Genomic DNA, 20026 nt, shown 5'->3' with positions numbered 1-20026 from the left:
TGGGAGGGGCCGGGGCTAGCAAGGCGGACCTAACCAGTCTGCGCCTTCGACCCTCCAGGCAGAAGCCCTGCAATTTATCTTGATGTCAAGATAAATCTATCACGGCTCAGAGGACGTCTCCGCCGCTTGCGCGCCCCGCTTGTCCTGCGGATCTTGCGCGCCCCGCTTGTCCTGCGGATACAGTGCACGGACGACGAGCCAGGTCACGGCGACCATCGGAGCGAACAGCGGGAGCCCCATGATCAGCTTGAGCGTACCGAGGGCGGTCACCTCGCCTGCGAGGTACAGCGGGAGCTGCACGGCGAGCCGCGCGAAGAAGAGGGCCGACCAGGCCACACCGAGCCAGAGGAACGCGCGCCGCTTGCGCCGATCCTGACGCCATGCCATTCCCTCGCCCATGAGGAAGCCCGCAGCGATGCCGATGAGAGACCAGCCGATGAGTGCCGTGACGAGGAGCACCGTGCCGTAGGCGGCGTTCGTGATGAGCCCGGGCACGAAGTTGTCCTGCCCGCGCCCGGTGATCAGCGCCAGCGCGGCGGCCGCCCCTGCGGCCACGAGGCCGCCGATCGCCGCGGACGGCGGCGACTTCTGCAACAGACGGACGATCGTGAACACGGCTGCGAGGCCGACCGACACCCCGAGGGCGAGGATCAGCGGTTCGGGCCGGATCGTGAACAGGACGACGAAAGCGAGGCTCGGTAGGACCGATTCGAGAATCCCCCGCCATCCGCCGATCGCCGACCAGACCACGGTGTGCGTGTTCGCACCCTCGGCGGGGTCGACACCGGCGCGTCGCGCCGCACCGCTGAGGGCCGCCCCGAGGATCTCCGAGGCCGACTGCTCGCGGTCGCCCTGCGGAGTCTCCCCGCTCACGCCGATCCCGGCGTGGCCGGCATCTTCAGCGGGATGAGGTCGCGAGGCGGCATGGGCGAGCCGCCGCGCACGACGACGATCGAACGGAAGAGATCCTCGACCTTCGCGGCGGCATCGGGATCGGATGCCGCGGCACCGCCGATCACGCCGCGCAGGAACCACCGCGGACCGTCGATGCCGATGAAGCGCGCGAGGCGGAGACCGCTGCCCTCGTTCGCGGCGGCGGGCACCTCGGCCAGCAGCTCCTTGCCGAGGGAACCCTCACGCTCTTCGACGCGGCCGCCCTGTGCCTTTACCTGGTCGCGGAGCTGGACCCGGGTCTCGTCCCAGAGCCCGCCGGAGCGAGGCGCCGCGAAGGGCTGCACCTGCAGCGAGGAATCCGCGTAGTCGAGACCCACGGCGACGATGCGCTTGGACTGCTCCTCGACCTCGAGGCGGAGATTGAGACCCTCGCGCGGCAGGATCTTGATGCCGCCGAGGTCGATGTAGGGGCGGACGGGATTCGCCTCGGAATCGTCGAACGGGCCGTCCACGGCACGGTTCAGCGGTGCGGACTCCTGGGGAGTGGGGGTGTTGTCAGTCATTGCTCTTCCCTGCCTGATATCCGGTGGATCCGAACCCGCCTTCACCGCGAACGCTCTCGGGCAGCTCGTCGACGGGGTGGAACACGGCACGCGTCACCGGCATGATGATCAGCTGCGCGATACGATCGCCGACCGCCACATCGTACGCGCTCCGGGTGTCGGTGTTGATCAGACTCACCTTGATCTCACCCCGGTAGCCCGCGTCGACCGTTCCCGGCGAGTTCACGATCGAGATGCCGTGCTTCGCCGCGAGTCCGCTGCGCGGCACGACGAAGGCGGCGTAGCCGTCCGGCAGCGCGATGCGCACACCCGTGGCCACCAGCGCGCGCTCGCCCGGCTCGAGGTGCACGGCCTCCGCGGCCGTCAGGTCCGCGCCGGCATCGCCGGGATGCGCATAGACCGGCGGCTGAGCGGCGATAATGGGGACATCAACGGAATCGGTCACCCCATGAGGCTAATGCAGAACCCCACCACCGACGCACGATCGCGCTACCGCGAGCGGCTCTCGCCGAGCCTGTGGCTCCTGGTCACGGTCGCGCTCGCCGGCCCCATGGTGGCGCTCATCTTCGTCCCGGTCGGCGCGACGATCGCGCTCGTCGCCGGAGCGGTCGTCTCGGCGCTCCTCGTGGCGCTCTTCATCCTCATCACCCCGGTCGTCTCGGTCGAGGACGGGGTGCTCCGCGCCGGCCGTGCACACATCGACGTCGCCCATCTGGGTGCTCCACTCGCACTCACGGGCAACGATGCGAAGGACGCCCGAGGAACGGGACTGCCCGCTCGCGGATGGCACCTGATCCGCGGCGGCATCGACGGCATCGTGGTCGTCCCGAACGACGATCCCGCCGACCCGGTGACCGCCTGGACGATCTCCACCCGCACCCCCGACCGCCTCGCCGCGGCTATCCGCACCGCGCAGCGCTGACCGCGTCGTCTGCCCTCGAGCACACGCACAGACGACAACGCGCCCCTGACCGCGAGGGTCGGGGCGCGTGATTCGTCGCGCTGGGCCGTCAGGCCGCGCATTCCTTGCAGATCGGGCCTGCGGCCTCTTCGTGGTCGAGCTGCGAGCGGTGCTTCACGAGGAAACAGCTCATGCACGTGAACTCGTCCTGCTGCGCGGGCAGCACGACGACGTCCAGCTCGAGGTCGGAGAGGTCGGCTCCGGGGAGGTCGAAGCTGGACGGGTTGTCGGCGTCCTCGTCTCCGGTCGATCCGGAGAGCTTGTCGGGAACGCGCTCCTTCAGGGCTTCGATCGACTCGGAGTCGTCTTCGCTCTTACGGGGGGCGTCGTAGTCGGTTGCCATGCGGTTAGATCTCCACATTCATGGTGCGAGTGGTGGTGCGCCGTCGGGTATTCGGCGGCCATAGTTTGCATGACCGCGAGGCATTTCGCAAATGCCGGTGCGATCGACAGAGCAAACTCGCGGCGCGCCCAGGGTATTCCCGCCCGGACGGGGCCATGCGTGACACCATGAATGCACACCCATCAGAGGGGCATTCGCATGGAAAACGTCACCATCGTCGGCACCGAGGCAGGAGTCCTCGTGCTCGCGACCGAGTCTGGCGAGCGGTTCGCGCTGGCCATCGACGACGTGCTGCAGCGCGAGCTGCGCAGGGCGACCCGGCAGGCCGAACCGGCCGCCCAGAAGCTCGCCGCCAGCCCGCGCGACATCCAGGCGCAAATCCGCGCCGGCCTCACGGCCTCCGAGGTGTCCGCCCTGCTCGGCATCAGCGTCGATGACGTCGTGCGCTTCGAGGCGCCGGTGCTCGCCGAGCGCGAGCACGTCATCGGACAGGCGCTCGCCGTGCCCGTCCTGATCGGCAGCGAGGTCGAACCCGACGCGCAGCCCACCTTCGGAACGGCCATCCGCGCCAAGCTCTCCGACGTCGCCGCGACCGCAGAGCGCTGGGCGAGCTGGAAGGACGAGTCCGGCTGGATCATCAAGCTGGAGTTCACGGCGAACGAGGTCGATCACGACGCACGGTGGAGCTTCGACCCCCGCCGTAGCGCGCTGTCACCTCTCAACGCCGACGCCACCCAGCTCTCCCGCCAGGGATCCCTCCCCGACGGACTCATCCCCCGCCTCCGCGCCGTGGAGTCCGATCGCACCTCTTCGCCCTACAAGGACGACAGCCGTTTCGACTCCGGAGCCTTCGGACCGCGCCTCGTACCGACCCCCGAGGTCTCGGTCGAGGAACCCTCCGCTCCCGAACGATCGAACGCGGCGGCGCAGGCCGCGGCGATCAACCGCGCCCCCGAGACGCAGAGCACCAATCCCGAGACGGCCGATCTGCTGGAGGCGCTCCGTCGCCGCCGCGGTCAGCGCGAGTCTTCGCCGGTCATCGACGATGCTCCGGCTTCGGAGCCGAGCCCCTCCTCCGCGACCAGCGACGACGAGCCGGACCGCAATCTGATCACGCTCTTCGAGGACGCCTTCGAGCCGGAACAGTCCGACGACCCCCGGACGGATGCCCCCGCCGCTCCGCGTGACTCCTCGGAGCCCGGCGAGTCCTCGTCGCGCAAGCGACGCCGGAACGCCATGCCCTCGTGGGACGAGATCGTGTTCGGAGCACGCACCGACGAGTGAACCTGCTCGGGAAGTGAGCTTGCTCGGAGTCAGTTCGCGAACGCGCCGAGCCCGACCAGCGGCACCTGACGCTCCTCGGGCGTGAGCCCGCCGTGCTGCCCCACCATGCCGCGACCGCGTTGATCGGCAGCTGTGCCGTCGTAGATCGCCCCGTTGCCCCGCGGCACCGCGAGGAGGTCCCCGACGCGTGCCGCCGCGGCATCCGCGACCGTCGGCCCGAAGAGACCAGCGGCGATCGCCTCGTCCCGTGAGACGACGTCGGCGAGGCCCGCGAGATCGGAACGCCACCGGGTGATGACCGCACCTGCGTCGGCCGTGGGTTCGAGATAGGCATGGATCATGCGCGGTTCTCCCCCGACGTGGCGGATCCCCGCCAGGTGCGCCTCGTCGAGAACGATCTGCCGCCGTTCGGGAACATCGATCATGCCGTGATCCGAGGTGACCAGCACGCCCACGCCGGACGGCACGCGCGCGGACAGCGCCGCGTCGACGTCTTCGAGCGCCGCCAACCACTCCGCCGAGGCCATCCCGTGCTTGTGCCCGGCCTTATCGACCTCGGGCAGATAGCAGTAGACCACGGAACCGGGGTTCTGCTCGGCGAGGGCATACGCCAGGCGTACACGCTCGGCCGCGCGATCCTCCGCGGCGAAGACGGCGCCGCGCAGCGTCGCGCGGGTGAATCCGCTCTGCGCGTAGGCGGCGAGTCCGACCGCGAACGCCCCGTGGCCGGACGCGTCCGCACGCTCGAAGATCGTCGGGACCATCTGCCACGTGGCCGGGTCCAACCCCTCGCTCTCCCACCCCGTGAGCTGATTGACGAGCAGATCACGGTCCGGGTCGACGACGCGGTAGCCCATCAGGCCGTGTTCGCCCGGCCACACGCCGGTCAGGATGCTGGTCAGCGCGGAAGCCGTTGTCGACGGGAAGACCGACGTCGCGACGTCGCGCTTCGTCATGTGCGCGGTCAGGCTGCGCGCATGACCCGCGTGCGCTCGCAGACCGATGGCGCCGAGCCCGTCGATCACGACGAGGACGACGGACGTCGCCCGAGGGAGGCGCCCGGGATCACCGCGCAATGCGGCGAACACGTCGTCCGCCACCCCGACGATGCTCCGGGCTGACGCGGACTCGGACGGTAGCATGAGGGACACCCGAGCCAGTCTGACACAGGCTCCCGCACGCCCTCAGGAACCCCATGCCGAAAACGCCGCCGCCCGAGCCCGTCGAGGAGCGCATCCAGGACATCGATCTCTCCGCCGAGATGCAGGGGTCCTTCCTCGAGTACGCGTACTCCGTGATCTACTCGCGCGCCCTCCCCGACGCCCGCGACGGTCTCAAGCCGGTGCAGCGCCGCATCCTGTACCAGATGGCGGAAATGGGGCTGCGCCCCGATCGCGGACACGTCAAGAGCGCCCGCGTCGTCGGCGAGGTGATGGGAAAGCTGCACCCGCACGGCGACTCGGCGATCTACGACGCTCTGGTCCGCCTCGCCCAGGACTTCGCCCTCCGCGTGCCCCTCGTGGACGGGCACGGCAACTTCGGCTCCCTGGACGACGGCCCCGCTGCCGCCCGCTACACGGAGGCGCGACTCGCTGCTTCCGCCCTCGCCCTCACCGAGAACCTCGACGAGGACGTCGTCGACTTCGTCCCCAACTACGACGGTCAGTTCCAACAGCCGGCCGTGCTGCCCGCCGCCTTCCCCAACCTCCTGGTGAATGGAGCGAGCGGCATCGCCGTGGGTATGGCGACCAACATGGCGCCGCACAACCTGATCGAGGTCGTGGCCGCCGCGACGCACCTGCTCGAGAACCCGGACGCCACGACCGAGGAGCTCATGGAGTACGTGCCGGGACCGGACTTCCCGTCCGGTGGAGTCCTCATGGGCCTCGACGGCGTCAAGGACGCGTACACGACCGGGCGCGGTGCGCTCAAGGTGCGCGGGAAGGTCTCGATCGAGCCCCTCGGTCCGCGGCGCACCGGCATCATCGTGTCGGAGCTGCCGTACATGGTCGGACCCGAGCGGCTGATCGAGAAGATCCGCGATGCCGTCCAGGCCAAGAAGCTCCAGGGGATCAGCGACGTCACCGACCTCACCGACCGCAACCACGGCCTGCGTGTCGCGATCGGCATCAAGACCGGGTTCGATCCGAATGCCGTGCTCGAGCAGCTCTATCGCCTGACCCCGCTCGAGGACTCGTTCAACATCAACAACGTCGCCCTCGTCGACGGCCAGCCCCGCACGCTCGGCCTCAAGGAGATGCTCAGCGTCTACGTGGCCCACCGGCTCGAGGTCATCACCCGCCGCAGCCGCTACCGTCTGGCGCGGCGCGAAGAGCGCCTGCACCTCGTTGAGGGCCTCCTGATCGCGATCCTCGACATCGACGAGGTCATCCAGGTCATCCGATCGTCCGACGACTCCGAGCAGGCCCGCACGAAGCTGCGCGACGTGTTCGATCTGAGCGAGCTCCAGGCCGAGTACATCCTCGAACTTCGACTGCGTCGACTCACCAAGTTCTCGCGCATCGAGCTCGAAGCCGAGCGCGACGCGCTCCTCGCCGAGATCGCGGCGCTCCGCGAGCTCCTCGGCAGCGACGCGCTGCTGCGTCAGGCGGTCGCCACCGAACTCGACGCCGCCGCGGACGCCTACGGCACCCCCCGCCGCACGCTGCTCATGAACGCCGCGCCGCCGAAGCCCCGCGCGACGAAGGGCGCCGTCGACCTGCAGATCGCGGATGCGCCGACCGTCCTCGTGCTGTCGACGACCGGGCGCGCGGTGCGGGTCGACCTCGTCGACGGACAGGAGCTCACGGTTCCCGCGCGCCGCAGCAAGCACGATGCGATCCTCGCGACGGTCGAGACGACGGTGCGGGCGGAGATCGGCGCGCTGACGAGTGCCGGGCGCGTGGTGCGCTTCTCCCCCGTCGACCTGCCCTCCGTGCCCTCCAGCTCGGTGCAGCTCGCCGCAGGAACGCCGCTGCGCGACTACCTCGGGATCACCACCCGCGGGGAACGCATCCTCGGATTCGTTCGCTTCGAGAGTGAGACCCCGATCGCGCTGGGGACGGCGCAGGGAACGGTGAAGCGCATCGTCCCGACCTCGATTCCGGTGCGTCCGGACGTCGAGGTCATCGGGATGAAGGCCGGGGACTCCGTCGTGGGTGCCGCGGACGCACCCGACGACTCCGAGGTGGTGTTCATCACCACCGACGCCCAACTGCTGCGGTTCTCGGCCTCGGCCGTGCGCCCGCAGGGCGCCCCCGCAGGCGGCATGGCTGGCGTGAAGCTCGGGGCGGGAGCATCCGTGCTCTTCTTCGGCGTCGTCGGCGCGGGATCGGATGCCGTCGTGGCGACGGTCTCGGGCTCCGACAGCATCCTTCCCGGCACCGATGCGGGGCGCGCGAAGGTGTCGTCGTTCGAGGAGTACCCGTCGAAGGGTCGCGCCACGGGCGGCGTGCGCGCGCACGCCTTCCTGAAGGGTGAGGACCGGCTGACGGTGGCCTGGGTCGGGGCCAGCCCCGCGCAGGCCGTCGACCCCACCGGCGCCGTGCGGAAGCTGCCCGAGTCCGGAGCTCGACGCGACGCCTCGGGTCAGCCGACGGATGGTGTCATCGGCAGCATCGGACGCACGCTCGTCTGATCGTCGCCGCGCTCATCGCATCGCGGCGACGAAGCGGTCCTCGGCGAGGATACCCAGGAGTGCGGCGGAGGTCTCGTCCGGCGCATCCCAGGTGACGACGTGTCCGGCGTCGGGAATGACGTACTCGGCGATCCCCTCGGCGTCCGCCCATCGCGGCATGGCTGCGGCGATGTTGCCCGTCCGGTCCTCAGCCCCGCGAATCAATCCGAGGGGCACCGGCGAGCGATAGGCCGGCTCGGGCGCGACCAGGGATACCGTCGCGCGCCAGACGTCGAGGAAGACCGGCTTCGGCATTCGGGCGAACGTCTCCTCGGTGCGCGCGATCGCGGATGCCGACACGGCCGAGGCACGCGCCATCATCCCCGGCAATCGACGAGACGGCACCAGAGCGAGCATCGGAGCGGCGAGACGAAGAGCGAGGCGTTCGACACTCGACAGCGGTCCCGCGTTCCAACTCGCATCCATCACGACCACTCCGCTGACCCGGTCGGGCTGGGCGGCCGCGTACGTCTGGGCGAGGTTGCCGCCGAGCGAATGGCCGACGATGACGGCTCGGTCGATCCGGCGCTCCGCCAACAGGGCCGCGATGTCGCCGAGAGCCGCGTCCGCCGAGAACCGCGCCCCCTCGTCGAGAGAGGACTCCCCATGCCCGCGGAGGTCCGCACGCAGCACACGCAGGCCGGCAGCCGTGAGAGCCTCCGCCTGCGCGTCGAACATGGTGTGGTCCATCCCGGCACCGTGCACGAGCAGCACCGGGTGCCCGTCTCCCCCGCCATCGGCGAAAGCGATCACGGCTCCGGGCCGGTCGAGACGTCGGTCGAGAGCGCTCATGCTCCGACCCTATGACGATCTAGGCGTCGATCGCCTCGCGCGACAGACGGTCGGAGGAGTCAATGATGAATTCGCGACGCGGAGCGACCTCGTTGCCCATCAACAGTTCGAAGACACGACCGGCGGCTTCGGCATCCTCCATGCGCACGCGTCGGAGCAGACGCCCCGAGCGGTCCATCGTGGTGTTCGCCAACTGCTCGGCATCCATCTCACCCAGACCCTTGTACCGCTGGATCGGCTCCTGCCAGCGCTTGCCGGCCTTGCGGAGCTTGGCCAGCAACGCGTGCATCTCCTGCTCGCTGTACGTGTAGATCGTCTCGTTCGGCTTGGAGCCCGGGTTCATGACCACGACACGGTGCAGCGGCGGCACTGCGGCGAACACGCGCCCGTGCTCGATGAGCGGCCGCATGTAGCGGAAGAAGAGGGTGAGCAGCAGGGTGCGGATGTGGGCGCCGTCGACGTCGGCATCGCTCATCAGAATCACCTTGCCGTACCTCGCGGCGTCGATGTCGAAGCTGCGCCCCGAGCCGGCACCGATCACCTGGATGATCGATGCGCACTCCGCGTTCGACAGCATGTCGCCGATCGACGCCTTCTGCACGTTGAGGATCTTGCCGCGGATGGGGAGCAGCGCCTGGAACTCGCTGTTGCGCGCGTTCTTCGCGGTCCCCAGGGCCGAGTCGCCCTCGACGATGAAGAGTTCGCTGCGCTCGACCTCGTTCGTACGGCAATCGACGAGCTTGGTCGGCAGCGTCGACGACTCGAGAGCGTTCTTCCGACGCTGCGTCTCCTTGTGGGCGCGCGCCGAGACGCGGGCCTTCATCTCGGCGACGATCTTGTCGAGCAGCTGCGTCGCCTGACTCTTGTCGTCGCGCTTCGTCGAGCTGAAACGAGCCGCGAGATCCTTGCGGATCACCTGGGCCACGATCTGGCGCACGGCGGGCGTGCCGAGCACCTCCTTGGTCTGCCCCTCGAACTGCGGTTCGGGCACGTTGACCGTGAGCACGGCCGTGAGACCGGCGAGCACGTCATCCTTCTCGAGCTTGTCGTTGCCGACCTTGAGGCGACGGGCGTTCTGCTCCACCTGTGCGCGCAGCACCTTGAGCAGCTCCTGATCGAAGCCCTGCTGGTGCGTACCGCCCTTGGGCGTCGCGATGATGTTGACGAACGACCGGGTCGTGGTCTCGTAACCCGTCCCCCACCGCATCGCGATGTCGACCTTGCACACGCGCTCGACCTCGGTCGCCACCATGTGGCCGTCGGCCTGCAGCACGGGAACCGTCTCCTTGAAGGTCCCCTCGCCCTGCACGCGCCAGGTGTCGGTGACGGGCGGGTCGCTGGCGAGGTAGTCGACGAACTCCGAGATGCCGCCCTCGTAGTGGTAGCTCGTCTCGACGTTCTCCTCCGCGCGCTCGTCGCGCACGACGATCTCGAGCCCCGGCACGAGGAACGCGGTCTGCCGAGCGCGCGTCTCGAGGTCGCCGAGCTGGAAGGCGGCGTCCTTGGTGAAGATCTGACGGTCGGCCCAATAGCGGATACGCGTGCCCGTGACGCCTCGCGGAGCCTTGCCGACGACCCGCAGCTCGCTCTTCTGCTCGAACGGGGTGAAGGCCGCATCCGGCCGCTTGCCGTCGCGGTCGTCGAAGAGGCCCGGCTCGCCGCGGTGGAACGACATCGCGTAGGTCTTGCCGCCGCGATCGACTTCGACGTCGAGACGCTCGGAGAGCGCGTTCACGACGGAGGCTCCCACACCGTGCAGACCGCCGGAGGCCGCGTACGACCCTCCGCCGAACTTGCCACCGGCGTGCAGCTTGGTGAAGACGACCTCGACACCGGTCAGACCGGTGCGCGGCTCGACATCGACCGGGATACCGCGGCCGTTGTCGTGCACCTCGACGCTGCCGTCCGGGTGCAGGATGACATCGATCTTCGCGCCGTTGCCGGCGACGGCTTCGTCGACGGCGTTGTCGATGATCTCCCAGAGGCAGTGCATGAGCCCCGGCGATCCGTTCGAGCCGATGTACATACCGGGACGCTTGCGGACAGCCTCGAGGCCTTCGAGCACCTGGAGATGATGGGCGGAATACTCGGCGGTCACAATCTCCGATTCTATGTTCGAATACCCCGCACGGCCCGCCGACACTCCCCGGACCGGCCCACCGCGTGCCCCGGGCGTACGCGGTGAGCGAAACACGCCGTGATCCGGGCATGCTCCCACCCACTCCGTGGTTGTATTGAGCACGCTCCCCAGCGAACCCGAATCGAGGAGGCACCGAGATGAACGCAACGACCGAACGTGAGACCTCCGTGGTCGAGTTCCGCCTGACCGCAGCAGACCGCTGCGACTCGTGCGGCGCGCAGGCCTACATCGCAGCCGAGGTCAACGGCTCCGAGCTCCTGTTCTGCGCCCACCACGGACGCAAGTACGAAGAGAAGCTCCGCGCCATCGCAACGAGCTGGCACGATGAGACCGCGCGTCTCGTCGAGGCCGTCTGACCCCGACTCCACGAAGGCCCTCCCGCGGTGACGCGTCGAGGGCCTTCTGCATACCCTCCCGCGGTTCTTCGGCGCAGGTGTCGGTGTCCGTGCCTCAGTCGACGACGACGCGGCGCACGCGAGACGTGAGCCGGGTGAGGATCTCCTCGCCCACGGTGTCGAGCCGTTCGGCGAGCGTCGTCGCGGACGACTCCCCCCACTCGCCCGCGCCGAAGACGCGCACGACATCGCCCACGGCAGCGCCGCTCCAGCCGGCGACGACGCTCTGCGTGTGACCGATGCTCCGCAACTCCCGCGCACCCTGGGCGGTACCGACGGTGACACCCGCGAGGGTCGAGGGGATGCCGTCGAAGCTCCCGATCGCGACGACCGCGTCGCCGTCGACGACCTCGACCACCGAGGCGGTCAGCGTCGCGACGGGCCGGATGCCGTCGAGTTCTGGCCCGTCGGCCGAGCGGACGCCGTAGCAGAACGCACCGATGCGCGAGAGCGAGCCGCGCAGCTCCGGCCGCCACCAGGAGGCCGCGGACGCGGTCAGGTGCAGGAAGGCCGGAGCGGCACCGGTGTCGCCGACCTGCTGCACGGCATCGAGGAAGACCGCCTGAGCCTCGTCGTCCTCGGCATCGCTCGCCTCGGCGATGTGGCTCCAGACGCCGACGAGCTCCAGCGCGCCCGCAGCCTCGGCCGCCCGCGCAGTGGCGACGGCATCCGCCCAGTCCTCCGGCAGAATGCCGTTGCGGTGCAGCCCTGTGTCGATCTTGAGGTGCACGCGTGCGCGCACCTCGATCGCCGTCGCGCGGGCGATCACCCGATCGAGGTAGTCGGTCGTGCCGACGCCCAGGTCGACATCGTGCAGCAGCGCCTCGTCGATCTCCGCGTCGGTGGAGGTGACCCAGGCGAAGATGCGCACGCCGCCGCCGGCGACCCGCCGTACGTCGACCGCGCTGCGCACGTCGAAACTGCCGATCCAGGTCACACCGGACTCGATCGCCGTCTCGACCGCCCAGGGCAGTCCGTGACCGTAGGCGTCGTCCTTGACGACGAGCATGAGCGCGGACGGCGCGATGCGCTGCTGCACCGCGCCGATGTTGGCACGCAGGACACTTCCGTCGAGTCGGAGTTCGGGACGAGTCACGCCTCCCACCCCCGATCGGCGTGGATGCCGGCGACCGTGATCAGCTCGGGCATCGTGAGCCCGGTGACCTCGGCCCAACGAGCCAATCCGGGGGCGGCAGGACCTGCGCCGCCGAAGTAGGTGGCCTCGGTTCCGACCGCGGCATCCGCTCCGCCCAGATCGACCACGCAGACGTCCATCGCGACACGCCCGACGATCGGTCGTTCGCGTCCGTCCATCTCGACGGACGCGCGATTGCCGAGCGCCCGCATGATCCCCTGGGCGTACCCGCCCGTGACCAGCGCCACCGTGGTGTCGGTCGCAGCCCGGAACGTGTACCCGTAGGAGACTGCATCGCCCGCCCGCAGGCGCTTGGTCGAGAGCACGAGCCCGTGCAGGCGCATGACGGCGCGCCCCGGCATCACTCCATCGCGATCGGGAAGCCCGTAGAGCAGTGCGGAGTCGATATCGGCCTCGCCGTCGAGCGTCCCCGCGATTCCTTCGAGGGCGAGTGCTTCGAGCACGCCCGGCGAATCGACGAGCACGCGCTCGGCGCCGACCGCCGTCACCGCGTGCGCGACCGCGAGCACGCCGTGCCCCCAGGCATCGCGTCGAAGGTCGGCGACGCGCCCGCCCGCATGGAGCGCGGCGGCAGCGCCGGAGGCCAGAGCGGAGCGGGAGATCATCGCCCGCGGCCGGGCACTCGAAGTCGTCTCACGCACGATTTCCAGCCTATCGGTGTCTCCCAGGCGACGATCGGTGCCCACCGTAGACTGGGGAGAACCCCTCTCACCTTCGGAGTCACATGTCACGTCTTTCCCTCGCGCCCCGCATCCGCTACCTGATCGGACGCGCACGACGCATCGATGTCGGATCGGTCGTCGAACGCGCGAAAGAGGCGTCGGAGCAGCACCACAAGGCCGTGCCGGCGATCGTCGTCGACATGCTCTGGTCGGCGGCACGGCACAACGTCGGGTTCCAGGACTACATCGACTACGACTTCGCGATGCTGACCCGCGCGGAGCGCGAGACGTTCATGACCCACCCGGTCTCGAACCAGCTCTCGCAGCGGTACGACCACCCCGACTTCCGGTGGATCTTCCAGGACAAGGTCGAGTTCGACAAGCACTTCTCCGCCCACCTGCACCGCGAGTGGCTGGTGGTCGAGGAGGGCAACGCCGACGCCGTGCGCGAGCTCACGCAGCGTCTGGGCACGATCGTCACCAAGGAGCCGGTCGGCCAGGCCGGCACCGGGGTCCACCGCTACCACGCGGCCGAGATCGAGGACTGGGACGAGTTCCACCGCGGACTCCTCAACCGCGGCGAGCTCCTCATCGAAGAGGTCATCCGCCAGCACGACGCACTCGCCGCCGTCTGCCCCGGCACCGTCAACACGACCCGGATCACCGCGTTCTTCGACGGAGAGAAGGCGCACATCCTCGCGATGGCGCAGAAGTTCGGCCGCGGCGCGGTCAGCGACCAGATGACCTTCGGCGGCTTCTACACGATGCTCGACGAGAACGGCCACGCCGTGGGTGCCGGATACGACTCGCACGGCCACGTGCACGAGACGCACCCCGACTCGGGCTTCCGGATCGCCGACTTCCAGCTCCCGTACATGTACGAGGTGCGCGCCTTCATCGATGAGGTCGCCCGCGTCGTCCCGCAGGTGCAGTACGTGGGCTGGGACGTCGTCGTCTCCCCCGACGGCCCCGTGCTCGTCGAGGGCAACTGGGGTGCGGGCGTGTACGAGAACAAGCCGAGCGTCACCGGCATCCGCACCGGGCACAAGCCGCGCTACCGCGAGGTCATCGGCTTCTGAGACGGAGACGAAGGACCCCGGCTGCCGAAGCATCCGGGGTCCTTTCTCGTGTCGTTCTCGACGGGGTCAGATCTCGCGGACGATGCCCAACGGCGTGGACTCCAGGCCCTGGCCGAGCGGGTTGTCGCCGAGGATCTTGACGAGCCGACGCTCGCCGTCCTTGTCGAGGGTCGATCCGAGGATGTTCCCGCCGATGTCGTTGATGTCGACGACGGCGACCTCCGCCGTGCCGCCCAGCAGCGCCTTGAGGCGCGCGGCGACCTCTCGCGGGTTCTTCGGGCCGAGCACGACCGCCTGGTTGTACGGCGGGATGGTGTGCTTGGTGGGTCCGTCGATCGCCCGCGCCTTGTCGCCGGCGATGCGGTAGAAGTCACCGCGTCGACCGAAGGCCTTCGTCACCGCGGACACCGCGGCGGCGAAGAGGATGCGCGGCGTACCGCACTCGCGGAGCGCCATCTCCATCGTCTCCGGCATGCCGAGTCCGATGCCGTAGGGGGTACGGGTCACGTACTTCGACAGGAAGAGCGCGAGCTTGCGCGGCTGGATCTCGTCGAGACGGTAGGAGCGCCCCTGCGTGATCGCCACGATCTTCTCGGTGACGAACAGCAGATCGCCCGGCTGCACGGCGGATGCCGCGTACTCCGAGATGACCTGGTCGATGTCATCGTCCGGCATCACGACGCGCGTGCGCAGCGGGATGCGCGCGAAAGTCTTCCCGTCGACGCTGGTCTCGAGCGCCTTGCCCTCGTTCGCCTGCATCACTCGAGGTAGTCCCGCAGCGACTGCGAGCGGCTCGGGTGGCGCAGCTTCGCCATCGTCTTGGACTCGATCTGCCGAATGCGCTCACGCGTCACCCCGAAGGTGTCGCCGATCTGGTCGAGCGTCTTGGGCTGACCGTCGCCGAGGCCGAAGCGCATGCGGATCACACCTGCCTCACGCTCGGACAGCGAGTCGAGCAGCTGCTCGAGCTGACGCTGCAGCATCGTGAAGCCCACGGCGTCGGCGGGGACGACGGCCTCGGTGTCCTCGATGAGGTCACCGAACTCGCTGTCGCCGTCTTCACCCAGCGGCGTGTGCAGCGAGATGGGCTCGCGCCCGTACTTCTGCACCTCGACGACCTTCTCGGGCGTCATGTCGAGTTCGCGGCTGAGCTCTTCGGGGGTGGGTTCGCGACCGAGGTCCTGCAGCATCTGCCGCTGGACGCGGGCGAGCTTGTTGATGACCTCGACCATGTGCACCGGGATACGGATGGTGCGCGCCTGGTCGGCCATGGCGCGGGTGATCGCCTGACGGATCCACCACGTGGCGTACGTCGAGAACTTGAAGCCCTTGGTGTAGTCGAACTTCTCGACCGCGCGGATGAGACCCAGGTTGCCCTCCTGGATGAGATCCAGGAACTGCATACCGCGGCCGGTGTAGCGCTTGGCGAGCGAGACGACGAGTCGGAGGTTGGCGCCGAGCAGGTGGCTCTTCGCGCGCTGACCGTCGCGGGCGACCCACTGCAGGTCGAGTCCGAGCTGGCTCGTCTTCTCGGCAGCGGTCATCGCCGAGAGCTTCTCCTCGGCGAAGAGACCGGCCTCGATGCGCATCGCGAGCTCGACCTCTTCGGCCGCGTTCAGCAGCGCGACCTTACCGATCTGCTTCAGGTAGTCCTTGACCGGGTCGGCGGTCGCGCCGGTGATCTGGGTCGAGTAGACCGGGACGTCCTCGTCGTCGTTCGACGAGATGACGATGGCTCCGGTCGGCAGCGGCTCGGTGAACTTCGGCTTGCTGTCGTCGTCGTCCTCGTCGTCGCCGGAGGCGTCGTCGTTCGCGGCGGCGGGGGCCTCGTCTTCTTCGACGACGTCATCCGCCTTCTTCTTCTTGACCGGAGCACGCTTCGCGGCCGCACGCTTGGCGGCGGTCTTCGGAGCAGCCTTCTCTTCGACCTCGGCCTTCACGTCGAGGTCGGCGTCGGCAGTCTTCTTCGTCCGGGATTTGTTGGTCGTGGCAGGAGTCACGTTTCGCCTTTCACGGAGCGGCAGAGCCCCTCCGGGACATTTCGGACACTAGTAAGACCCTTGTCAAGTCCGCTCCCCGGAAGGAACGATTGACAACGGGTCAGACACCCAGTATCGCACACGCAGAAGGATGCGGGTGCATTCGCGCCGAGATCGTGGCGTCGGATGTCACCCGCGCCCCGACTTGTCGTCGTCTCCCGACGGCCGCGAGGCGAGGTAGCGCTCGAGTTCTGCGGCGAGTTCGTCGGCGCTGGGGAGGTCGCGCTCGTTGAAACCGCCCTCGTCGTAGCTTCCGTCCTCGGGGTTGCGGCCGGCCATGTAGGCGTCGTAGCGGCGCTCGAGGTTGTGCACCATCTGCTGCAGTTCCTCGTTGCCGACCACCTGCTCGTCGATCTTGGCGAGGTAGTCCTCTCGGCGCTCCTGGATCTCGTCGAGCATGAGCACGAGCCCGGTCGATGCCATGAGCTTCTCGGCCGCCGCGATCACGGCGTTCGGGTTCTCGGTCTCAGCGAGGTAGTGCGGCACGAGCAGCACGAATCCGACGGCGCGGTCGCCGCGCTCCGCGAATCGGAACTCCAAGAGGTGCCCGGCGGTCGCCGGCACCTGGGTGCGCGGGCGCCACACGGAGTGCACGATGCTGAGGTCGCGACGGTTGCCGCTGACCGTGGTGCCGATCGGGCGCGTGTGCGGCACCGGCATCGCGATCGAGTGCACCCAGTTGAGTCCCGTCACCTCGAACTCGGTGGCGAGGTCGAGCACCGTGCGGGCGAAGGCGTTCCAGGCGAAGTCGGGCTCGTATCCGGCGAGCAGCAGGAAGGGCTGCCCCAGGGCATCGGTCGCGAGGGAGAGCTCGAGCTTGGCGGGGCGGAACTGCGTCAGATGGTCCTGATCGAACGAGATCACCGGGCGACGGGCGCGGTAGTCGAGCAGCACGTCGTTGTCGAACACCACGATGGGCTGCGGGTCGGCGGTCTCGCGCAGGTGCTCGATGAGACCGGAGACGGCATTGCCCGCATCGGTGAAACCGGTCAGCAGCATCACCAGCGGCAGTCCGGGCGGCACCGCCGGAGCGTTCGCGACTCGTTCGTGGATCTCACCGGAGAAGGGCATTCCTCCATGCTACGAGCACGGCGGGGCGCCGGGGTGGGCGAGGTCTTGCTGAGAGCGAACACACCCCCGGCGCCCCGCGCCCACGCCGTGCGCAGCTTGCCTAGGATGGGAAGCATGACGCTTCCCGTGCTCTCGCACACCCCCGATCAGTTCCCCGGAAGCGCTGCCGATGCCGCAGTGCTCGTCGTGCCCGATCTCGCCGATGCGGCGACATCGCTCGAGTCGTATCCCGGACTCGCCGAGGCCCTTGCGGCAGTGGGCTTCACCGGCTCGACCTCCGCTTTCGTGAGGGTCCATGCCCCCGAAGTGACGAGCCTGCCGTTCGCCGTCGTCGGCATCGGATCCACTCCTTCGGCCGAGAGCGTGCGGAACGCCGCGGGCGCCGCACTGCGTTCGCTGACCGGGTTCGAGACGGTATCGCTGGCCCTGGCACCCGGCCTGGAGGAATACGTCGAAGCCGCCGCGGAAGGCGCCGTCCTGGGCGGTCACCGCTTCGACGGATACCGCTCCAAGAAGCCCACCTCCCGCGCCACCGCCGTCATCCTGCACGGTGCTCTCGACGACGAGACGGTCGCGCGGATCCAGGCCACCGGCGATGCCGTCGCCCTGGTCAAGGATCTCGTGAACGTGCCCGCCGAATGGCAGAGCCCGGCCGACCTCGCCCAGAGCGCTCTCGACAGCGTCGCCGACCTCGACGTCACCGTCGAGATCCTCGACGAGTCGGCCCTCGCCGAGCAGGGCTTCGGCGGGATCCTGGGGGTCGGGCAGGGATCCGACCGTCCGCCGCGCCTCGTGCGCCTCGACTACGCCCCCGCCGGCGCGACGCAGCACATCGCACTGGTCGGCAAGGGGATCACTTTCGACACGGGCGGCCTCTCGCTGAAGCCGGCGGCATCCATGGTCGGGATGAAGTTCGACATGGCGGGCGCCGCCACCAGCCTCGCGGCGCTCCGTGCGATCGCGACGCTGGCGCTCCCCGTGCGGGTCACGGCGTGGCTCTGCATCGCCGACAACATGCCCTCCGGGCGGGCGACGCGCCCCGGTGACGTGCTGCGGATGCTCGACGGCACCACGGTCGAGGTGCTCAACACGGATGCCGAGGGACGCCTGGTCATGGCCGACGGGCTCGTGGCCGCGAGTCGCGAGAACCCCGATGTGATCATCGACGTCGCCACCCTCACCGGCGCGATCGTCATGGCGCTCGGTCACCGCCACACCGGCGTCATGGGCGACGACGACACCGTCACCCGGTTCCTCGCGGCGGCCGAGTCCGTCGACGAGCCGGCCTGGCGGATGCCGCTGCCGGACTACATGGAGGACTCGCTCGACTCCCCCATCGCCGATCTCATCAACGCGAACATGAGCGACCGTGCGGCCGGGGCATCCTTCGCCGGGCTGTTCCTCCGTCGATTCGTCGGACGCGTGTCCGACGAATCGGACGCTCCGCGCATCCCCTGGGTGCACCTCGACATCGCCGGCTCCGGCGAGAACGGCAGCGCACCGTTCGGATTCACCGAGAAGGGACCGACCGGGGCAATGGTCCGGTCGATCGTCGCCTTCGCGGCCGCATCGGCTCAGGAGGTCTGACATGACGACGCACACCTTCGACATCGTGGTTCTGGGCGGCGGCAGCGGCGGATACGCAGCGGCGCTGCGTGCCAGCGAACTCGGCAAGTCGGTCGCGCTGATCGAGAAGGACAAGGTCGGAGGCACCTGCCTGCACCGCGGGTGCATCCCGACGAAGGCTCTGCTGCACGCCGCCGAGGTGGCGGAGCACGTGCGCGACGCGGCTGCGGTCGGCGTGACGGCATCGTTCGACGGAATCGATCCGGCGGGCGTACGCGCATACCGCGAGGGCATCGTGGCGAAGAAGTTCAAGGGTCTCGAGGGCCTCGTCAAGGCTCGGGGCATCACGACCGTGGCCGGCACGGGACGACTGAACGCCGATCGCAGCGTGAGCGTCGGGGACGACGTCTACGTCGGCGCCGACGTCGTGCTCGCGACGGGCTCGTACAGCCGCACGCTTCCGGGGCTCGAGATCGGCGGGCGCATCCTCACGAGCGAGCAGGCGCTCGCCCTCGACGAGGTGCCGAAGAGCGTTCTCATCCTCGGCGGCGGTGTCATCGGCGTCGAGTTCGCGAGTGTGTGGCGCTCGTTCGGGGCCGACGTGACCATCATCGAGGCTCTGCCCCATCTCGTCCCGAACGAGGACATCGCGATGAGCAAGGGTCTCGAGCGCGCCTTCCGCCGCCGCGGCATCCAGTACTCGCTCGGCATCCGTTTCCAGACCGCCGCGCAGGACGACACGTCCGTGACCGTGACCCTCGAGGACGGCAAGGAGTTCACAGCGGACTACCTGCTCGTCGCGGTCGGACGCGGCCCGGTCACCGCCGATCTCGGCTTCGAGGAGGCCGGCGTGGTGCTCGACCGCGGCTTCGTGACCGTCGACCAGGACCTGCGCACGGGCGTCCCCGGCGTTTGGGCGGTCGGCGACATCGTGCCCGGCCTGCAGCTCGCGCACCGCGGCTTCCAGCAGGGCATCGCGGTCGCGGAGCGGATCGCGGGCCTGTCCCCCGTGAACGTTCCCGACATCCAGATCCCCAAGGTCACTTACTCCAGCCCCGAGGTCGCCTCGGTGGGCGTGACGGAGGAGGCGGCGATCGCCGAGCACGGTGCGGAGGGGGTCGTCTCTTACGAGTACAACCTCGCCGGCAACGGCAAGAGCGAGATCATCGGAACCGGCGGCCTGGTCAAGGTCGTGCGCCGAAAGGACGGACCCGTCCTCGGAGTGCACCTGCTGGGAGATCGCGTCGGCGAACTCATCACCGAAGGCCAGCTCGCGGTTGCGTGGGAGGCACACCCGGAGGACATCGCGCCCCTCATCCACGCGCATCCGACGCAGAGCGAAGCCCTCGGAGAAGCCTTCCTCGCCCTCGCGGGCAAACCCCTGCACGCCCTCTGAACACCAACC

General features: G+C 69.1%; 19 protein-coding genes. 7 read left to right on the top strand and 12 right to left on the bottom strand.

Annotated elements, in window-relative coordinates:
* Positions 1–99 precede the first annotated feature (99 nt).
* Genes ACIQTT_RS01945 through dut form a run of 3 tightly spaced genes read right to left on the bottom strand, consistent with a single transcriptional unit; the run spans position 100 to position 1902 of the window.
* On the bottom strand, positions 100–873 hold the full coding sequence (locus ACIQTT_RS01945) for a DUF3159 domain-containing protein (protein ID WP_402785255.1): 774 nt from the start codon (positions 871–873) through the stop codon (positions 100–102).
* Complete coding sequence (locus ACIQTT_RS01940; protein WP_247622374.1) at positions 870–1457, bottom strand: DUF3710 domain-containing protein; 588 nt, start codon at positions 1455–1457, stop codon at positions 870–872. The genes ACIQTT_RS01945 and ACIQTT_RS01940 overlap by 4 nt, the downstream gene beginning before the upstream one ends.
* The gene (gene dut, locus ACIQTT_RS01935; protein WP_247956242.1) at positions 1450–1902 is read right to left on the bottom strand and encodes a dUTP diphosphatase; all 453 of its coding nucleotides are present in this window, start codon (positions 1900–1902) and stop codon (positions 1450–1452) included. The genes ACIQTT_RS01940 and dut overlap by 8 nt, the downstream gene beginning before the upstream one ends.
* A gap of 12 nt (positions 1903–1914) precedes the next feature.
* Here dut and ACIQTT_RS01930 point away from each other — a divergent pair, with 12 nt between their 5' ends.
* Positions 1915–2379 (top strand): DUF3093 domain-containing protein, encoded by a 465-nt coding sequence (locus ACIQTT_RS01930; RefSeq protein ID WP_402785251.1) that lies wholly within the window; start codon positions 1915–1917, stop codon positions 2377–2379.
* Between the two features lie 88 nt (positions 2380–2467).
* On the opposite strand, the gene ACIQTT_RS01925 is transcribed toward ACIQTT_RS01930, so the two are convergent.
* The gene (locus ACIQTT_RS01925; protein ID WP_247622371.1) at positions 2468–2761 is read right to left on the bottom strand and encodes a DUF4193 domain-containing protein; all 294 of its coding nucleotides are present in this window, start codon (positions 2759–2761) and stop codon (positions 2468–2470) included.
* A 198-nt stretch (positions 2762–2959) separates the two neighbouring features.
* On the opposite strand from ACIQTT_RS01925, the gene sepH reads away from it, so the two are divergent.
* The gene (sepH, locus tag ACIQTT_RS01920; RefSeq protein ID WP_402785248.1) at positions 2960–4045 is read left to right on the top strand and encodes a septation protein SepH; all 1086 of its coding nucleotides are present in this window, start codon (positions 2960–2962) and stop codon (positions 4043–4045) included.
* Positions 4046–4074: 29 nt separating this feature from the next.
* On the opposite strand, the gene ACIQTT_RS01915 is transcribed toward sepH, so the two are convergent.
* Positions 4075–5145 carry an alkaline phosphatase family protein gene (locus tag ACIQTT_RS01915; protein ID WP_402785245.1) on the bottom strand — a complete coding sequence of 357 codons (1071 nt, stop codon included), beginning with the start codon at positions 5143–5145 and terminating at the stop codon, positions 4075–4077.
* A 95-nt stretch (positions 5146–5240) separates the two neighbouring features.
* Here ACIQTT_RS01915 and ACIQTT_RS01910 point away from each other — a divergent pair, with 95 nt between their 5' ends.
* On the top strand, positions 5241–7682 hold the full coding sequence (locus tag ACIQTT_RS01910; RefSeq protein WP_402785242.1) for a DNA topoisomerase (ATP-hydrolyzing) subunit A: 2442 nt from the start codon (positions 5241–5243) through the stop codon (positions 7680–7682).
* A gap of 12 nt (positions 7683–7694) precedes the next feature.
* On the opposite strand, the gene ACIQTT_RS01905 is transcribed toward ACIQTT_RS01910, so the two are convergent.
* Both ACIQTT_RS01905 and ACIQTT_RS01900 read right to left on the bottom strand, forming a co-directional pair.
* Positions 7695–8513, bottom strand: a complete 819-nt coding sequence (locus tag ACIQTT_RS01905; protein ID WP_247622367.1) for an alpha/beta fold hydrolase — start codon at positions 8511–8513, stop codon at positions 7695–7697.
* A 19-nt stretch (positions 8514–8532) separates the two neighbouring features.
* Positions 8533–10611, bottom strand: coding sequence for a type IIA DNA topoisomerase subunit B (locus ACIQTT_RS01900; protein WP_372491549.1), 2079 nt, complete (start codon positions 10609–10611; stop codon positions 8533–8535).
* A gap of 179 nt (positions 10612–10790) precedes the next feature.
* Between ACIQTT_RS01900 and ACIQTT_RS01895 the strand changes: the two genes are divergently transcribed.
* Positions 10791–11009: a hypothetical protein gene (locus tag ACIQTT_RS01895; RefSeq protein ID WP_247622365.1), complete on the top strand. Its 219-nt coding sequence runs from the start codon at positions 10791–10793 to the stop codon at positions 11007–11009.
* A gap of 94 nt (positions 11010–11103) precedes the next feature.
* Here ACIQTT_RS01895 and ACIQTT_RS01890 read toward each other — a convergent pair whose 3' ends face one another.
* Positions 11104–12144 carry an alanine racemase gene (locus ACIQTT_RS01890; RefSeq protein WP_402785237.1) on the bottom strand — a complete coding sequence of 347 codons (1041 nt, stop codon included), beginning with the start codon at positions 12142–12144 and terminating at the stop codon, positions 11104–11106.
* On the bottom strand, positions 12141–12845 hold the full coding sequence (locus tag ACIQTT_RS01885; protein ID WP_402785234.1) for an alanine racemase C-terminal domain-containing protein: 705 nt from the start codon (positions 12843–12845) through the stop codon (positions 12141–12143). Before ACIQTT_RS01885 ends, ACIQTT_RS01890 begins: the two co-directional genes overlap by 4 nt.
* An 83-nt stretch (positions 12846–12928) precedes the next feature.
* Here ACIQTT_RS01885 and ACIQTT_RS01880 point away from each other — a divergent pair, with 83 nt between their 5' ends.
* Positions 12929–13945 carry a sugar-transfer associated ATP-grasp domain-containing protein gene (locus ACIQTT_RS01880; protein ID WP_402785231.1) on the top strand — a complete coding sequence of 339 codons (1017 nt, stop codon included), beginning with the start codon at positions 12929–12931 and terminating at the stop codon, positions 13943–13945.
* 66 nt (positions 13946–14011) lie between these two features.
* Here ACIQTT_RS01880 and ACIQTT_RS01875 read toward each other — a convergent pair whose 3' ends face one another.
* The 3 genes from ACIQTT_RS01875 to ACIQTT_RS01865 form a co-directional block, all read right to left on the bottom strand.
* Positions 14012–14704: a coenzyme F420-0:L-glutamate ligase gene (locus ACIQTT_RS01875; RefSeq protein ID WP_402785228.1), complete on the bottom strand. Its 693-nt coding sequence runs from the start codon at positions 14702–14704 to the stop codon at positions 14012–14014.
* The gene (locus ACIQTT_RS01870) at positions 14704–15945 is read right to left on the bottom strand and encodes an RNA polymerase sigma factor (RefSeq protein ID WP_402785225.1); all 1242 of its coding nucleotides are present in this window, start codon (positions 15943–15945) and stop codon (positions 14704–14706) included. Before ACIQTT_RS01870 ends, ACIQTT_RS01875 begins: the two co-directional genes overlap by 1 nt.
* Positions 15946–16113: 168 nt before the next feature.
* Positions 16114–17055: a proteasome assembly chaperone family protein gene (locus ACIQTT_RS01865; RefSeq protein ID WP_402785222.1), complete on the bottom strand. Its 942-nt coding sequence runs from the start codon at positions 17053–17055 to the stop codon at positions 16114–16116.
* A gap of 114 nt (positions 17056–17169) precedes the next feature.
* Here ACIQTT_RS01865 and ACIQTT_RS01860 point away from each other — a divergent pair, with 114 nt between their 5' ends.
* Positions 17170–18642, top strand: a complete 1473-nt coding sequence (locus ACIQTT_RS01860) for a leucyl aminopeptidase (protein ID WP_402785219.1) — start codon at positions 17170–17172, stop codon at positions 18640–18642.
* A 1-nt stretch (position 18643) separates the two neighbouring features.
* Positions 18644–20017 carry a dihydrolipoyl dehydrogenase gene (lpdA, locus tag ACIQTT_RS01855; RefSeq protein WP_402785216.1) on the top strand — a complete coding sequence of 458 codons (1374 nt, stop codon included), beginning with the start codon at positions 18644–18646 and terminating at the stop codon, positions 20015–20017.
* Positions 20018–20026 lie beyond the last annotated feature (9 nt).

It is taken from the genome of Microbacterium sp. NPDC090225, from assembly GCF_044772365.1.
GTDB lineage: Bacteria > Actinomycetota > Actinomycetes > Actinomycetales > Microbacteriaceae > Microbacterium.
Note: the sequence above shows the minus strand (reverse complement) of the source record. Positions and strands in the feature narration are given on the sequence as shown.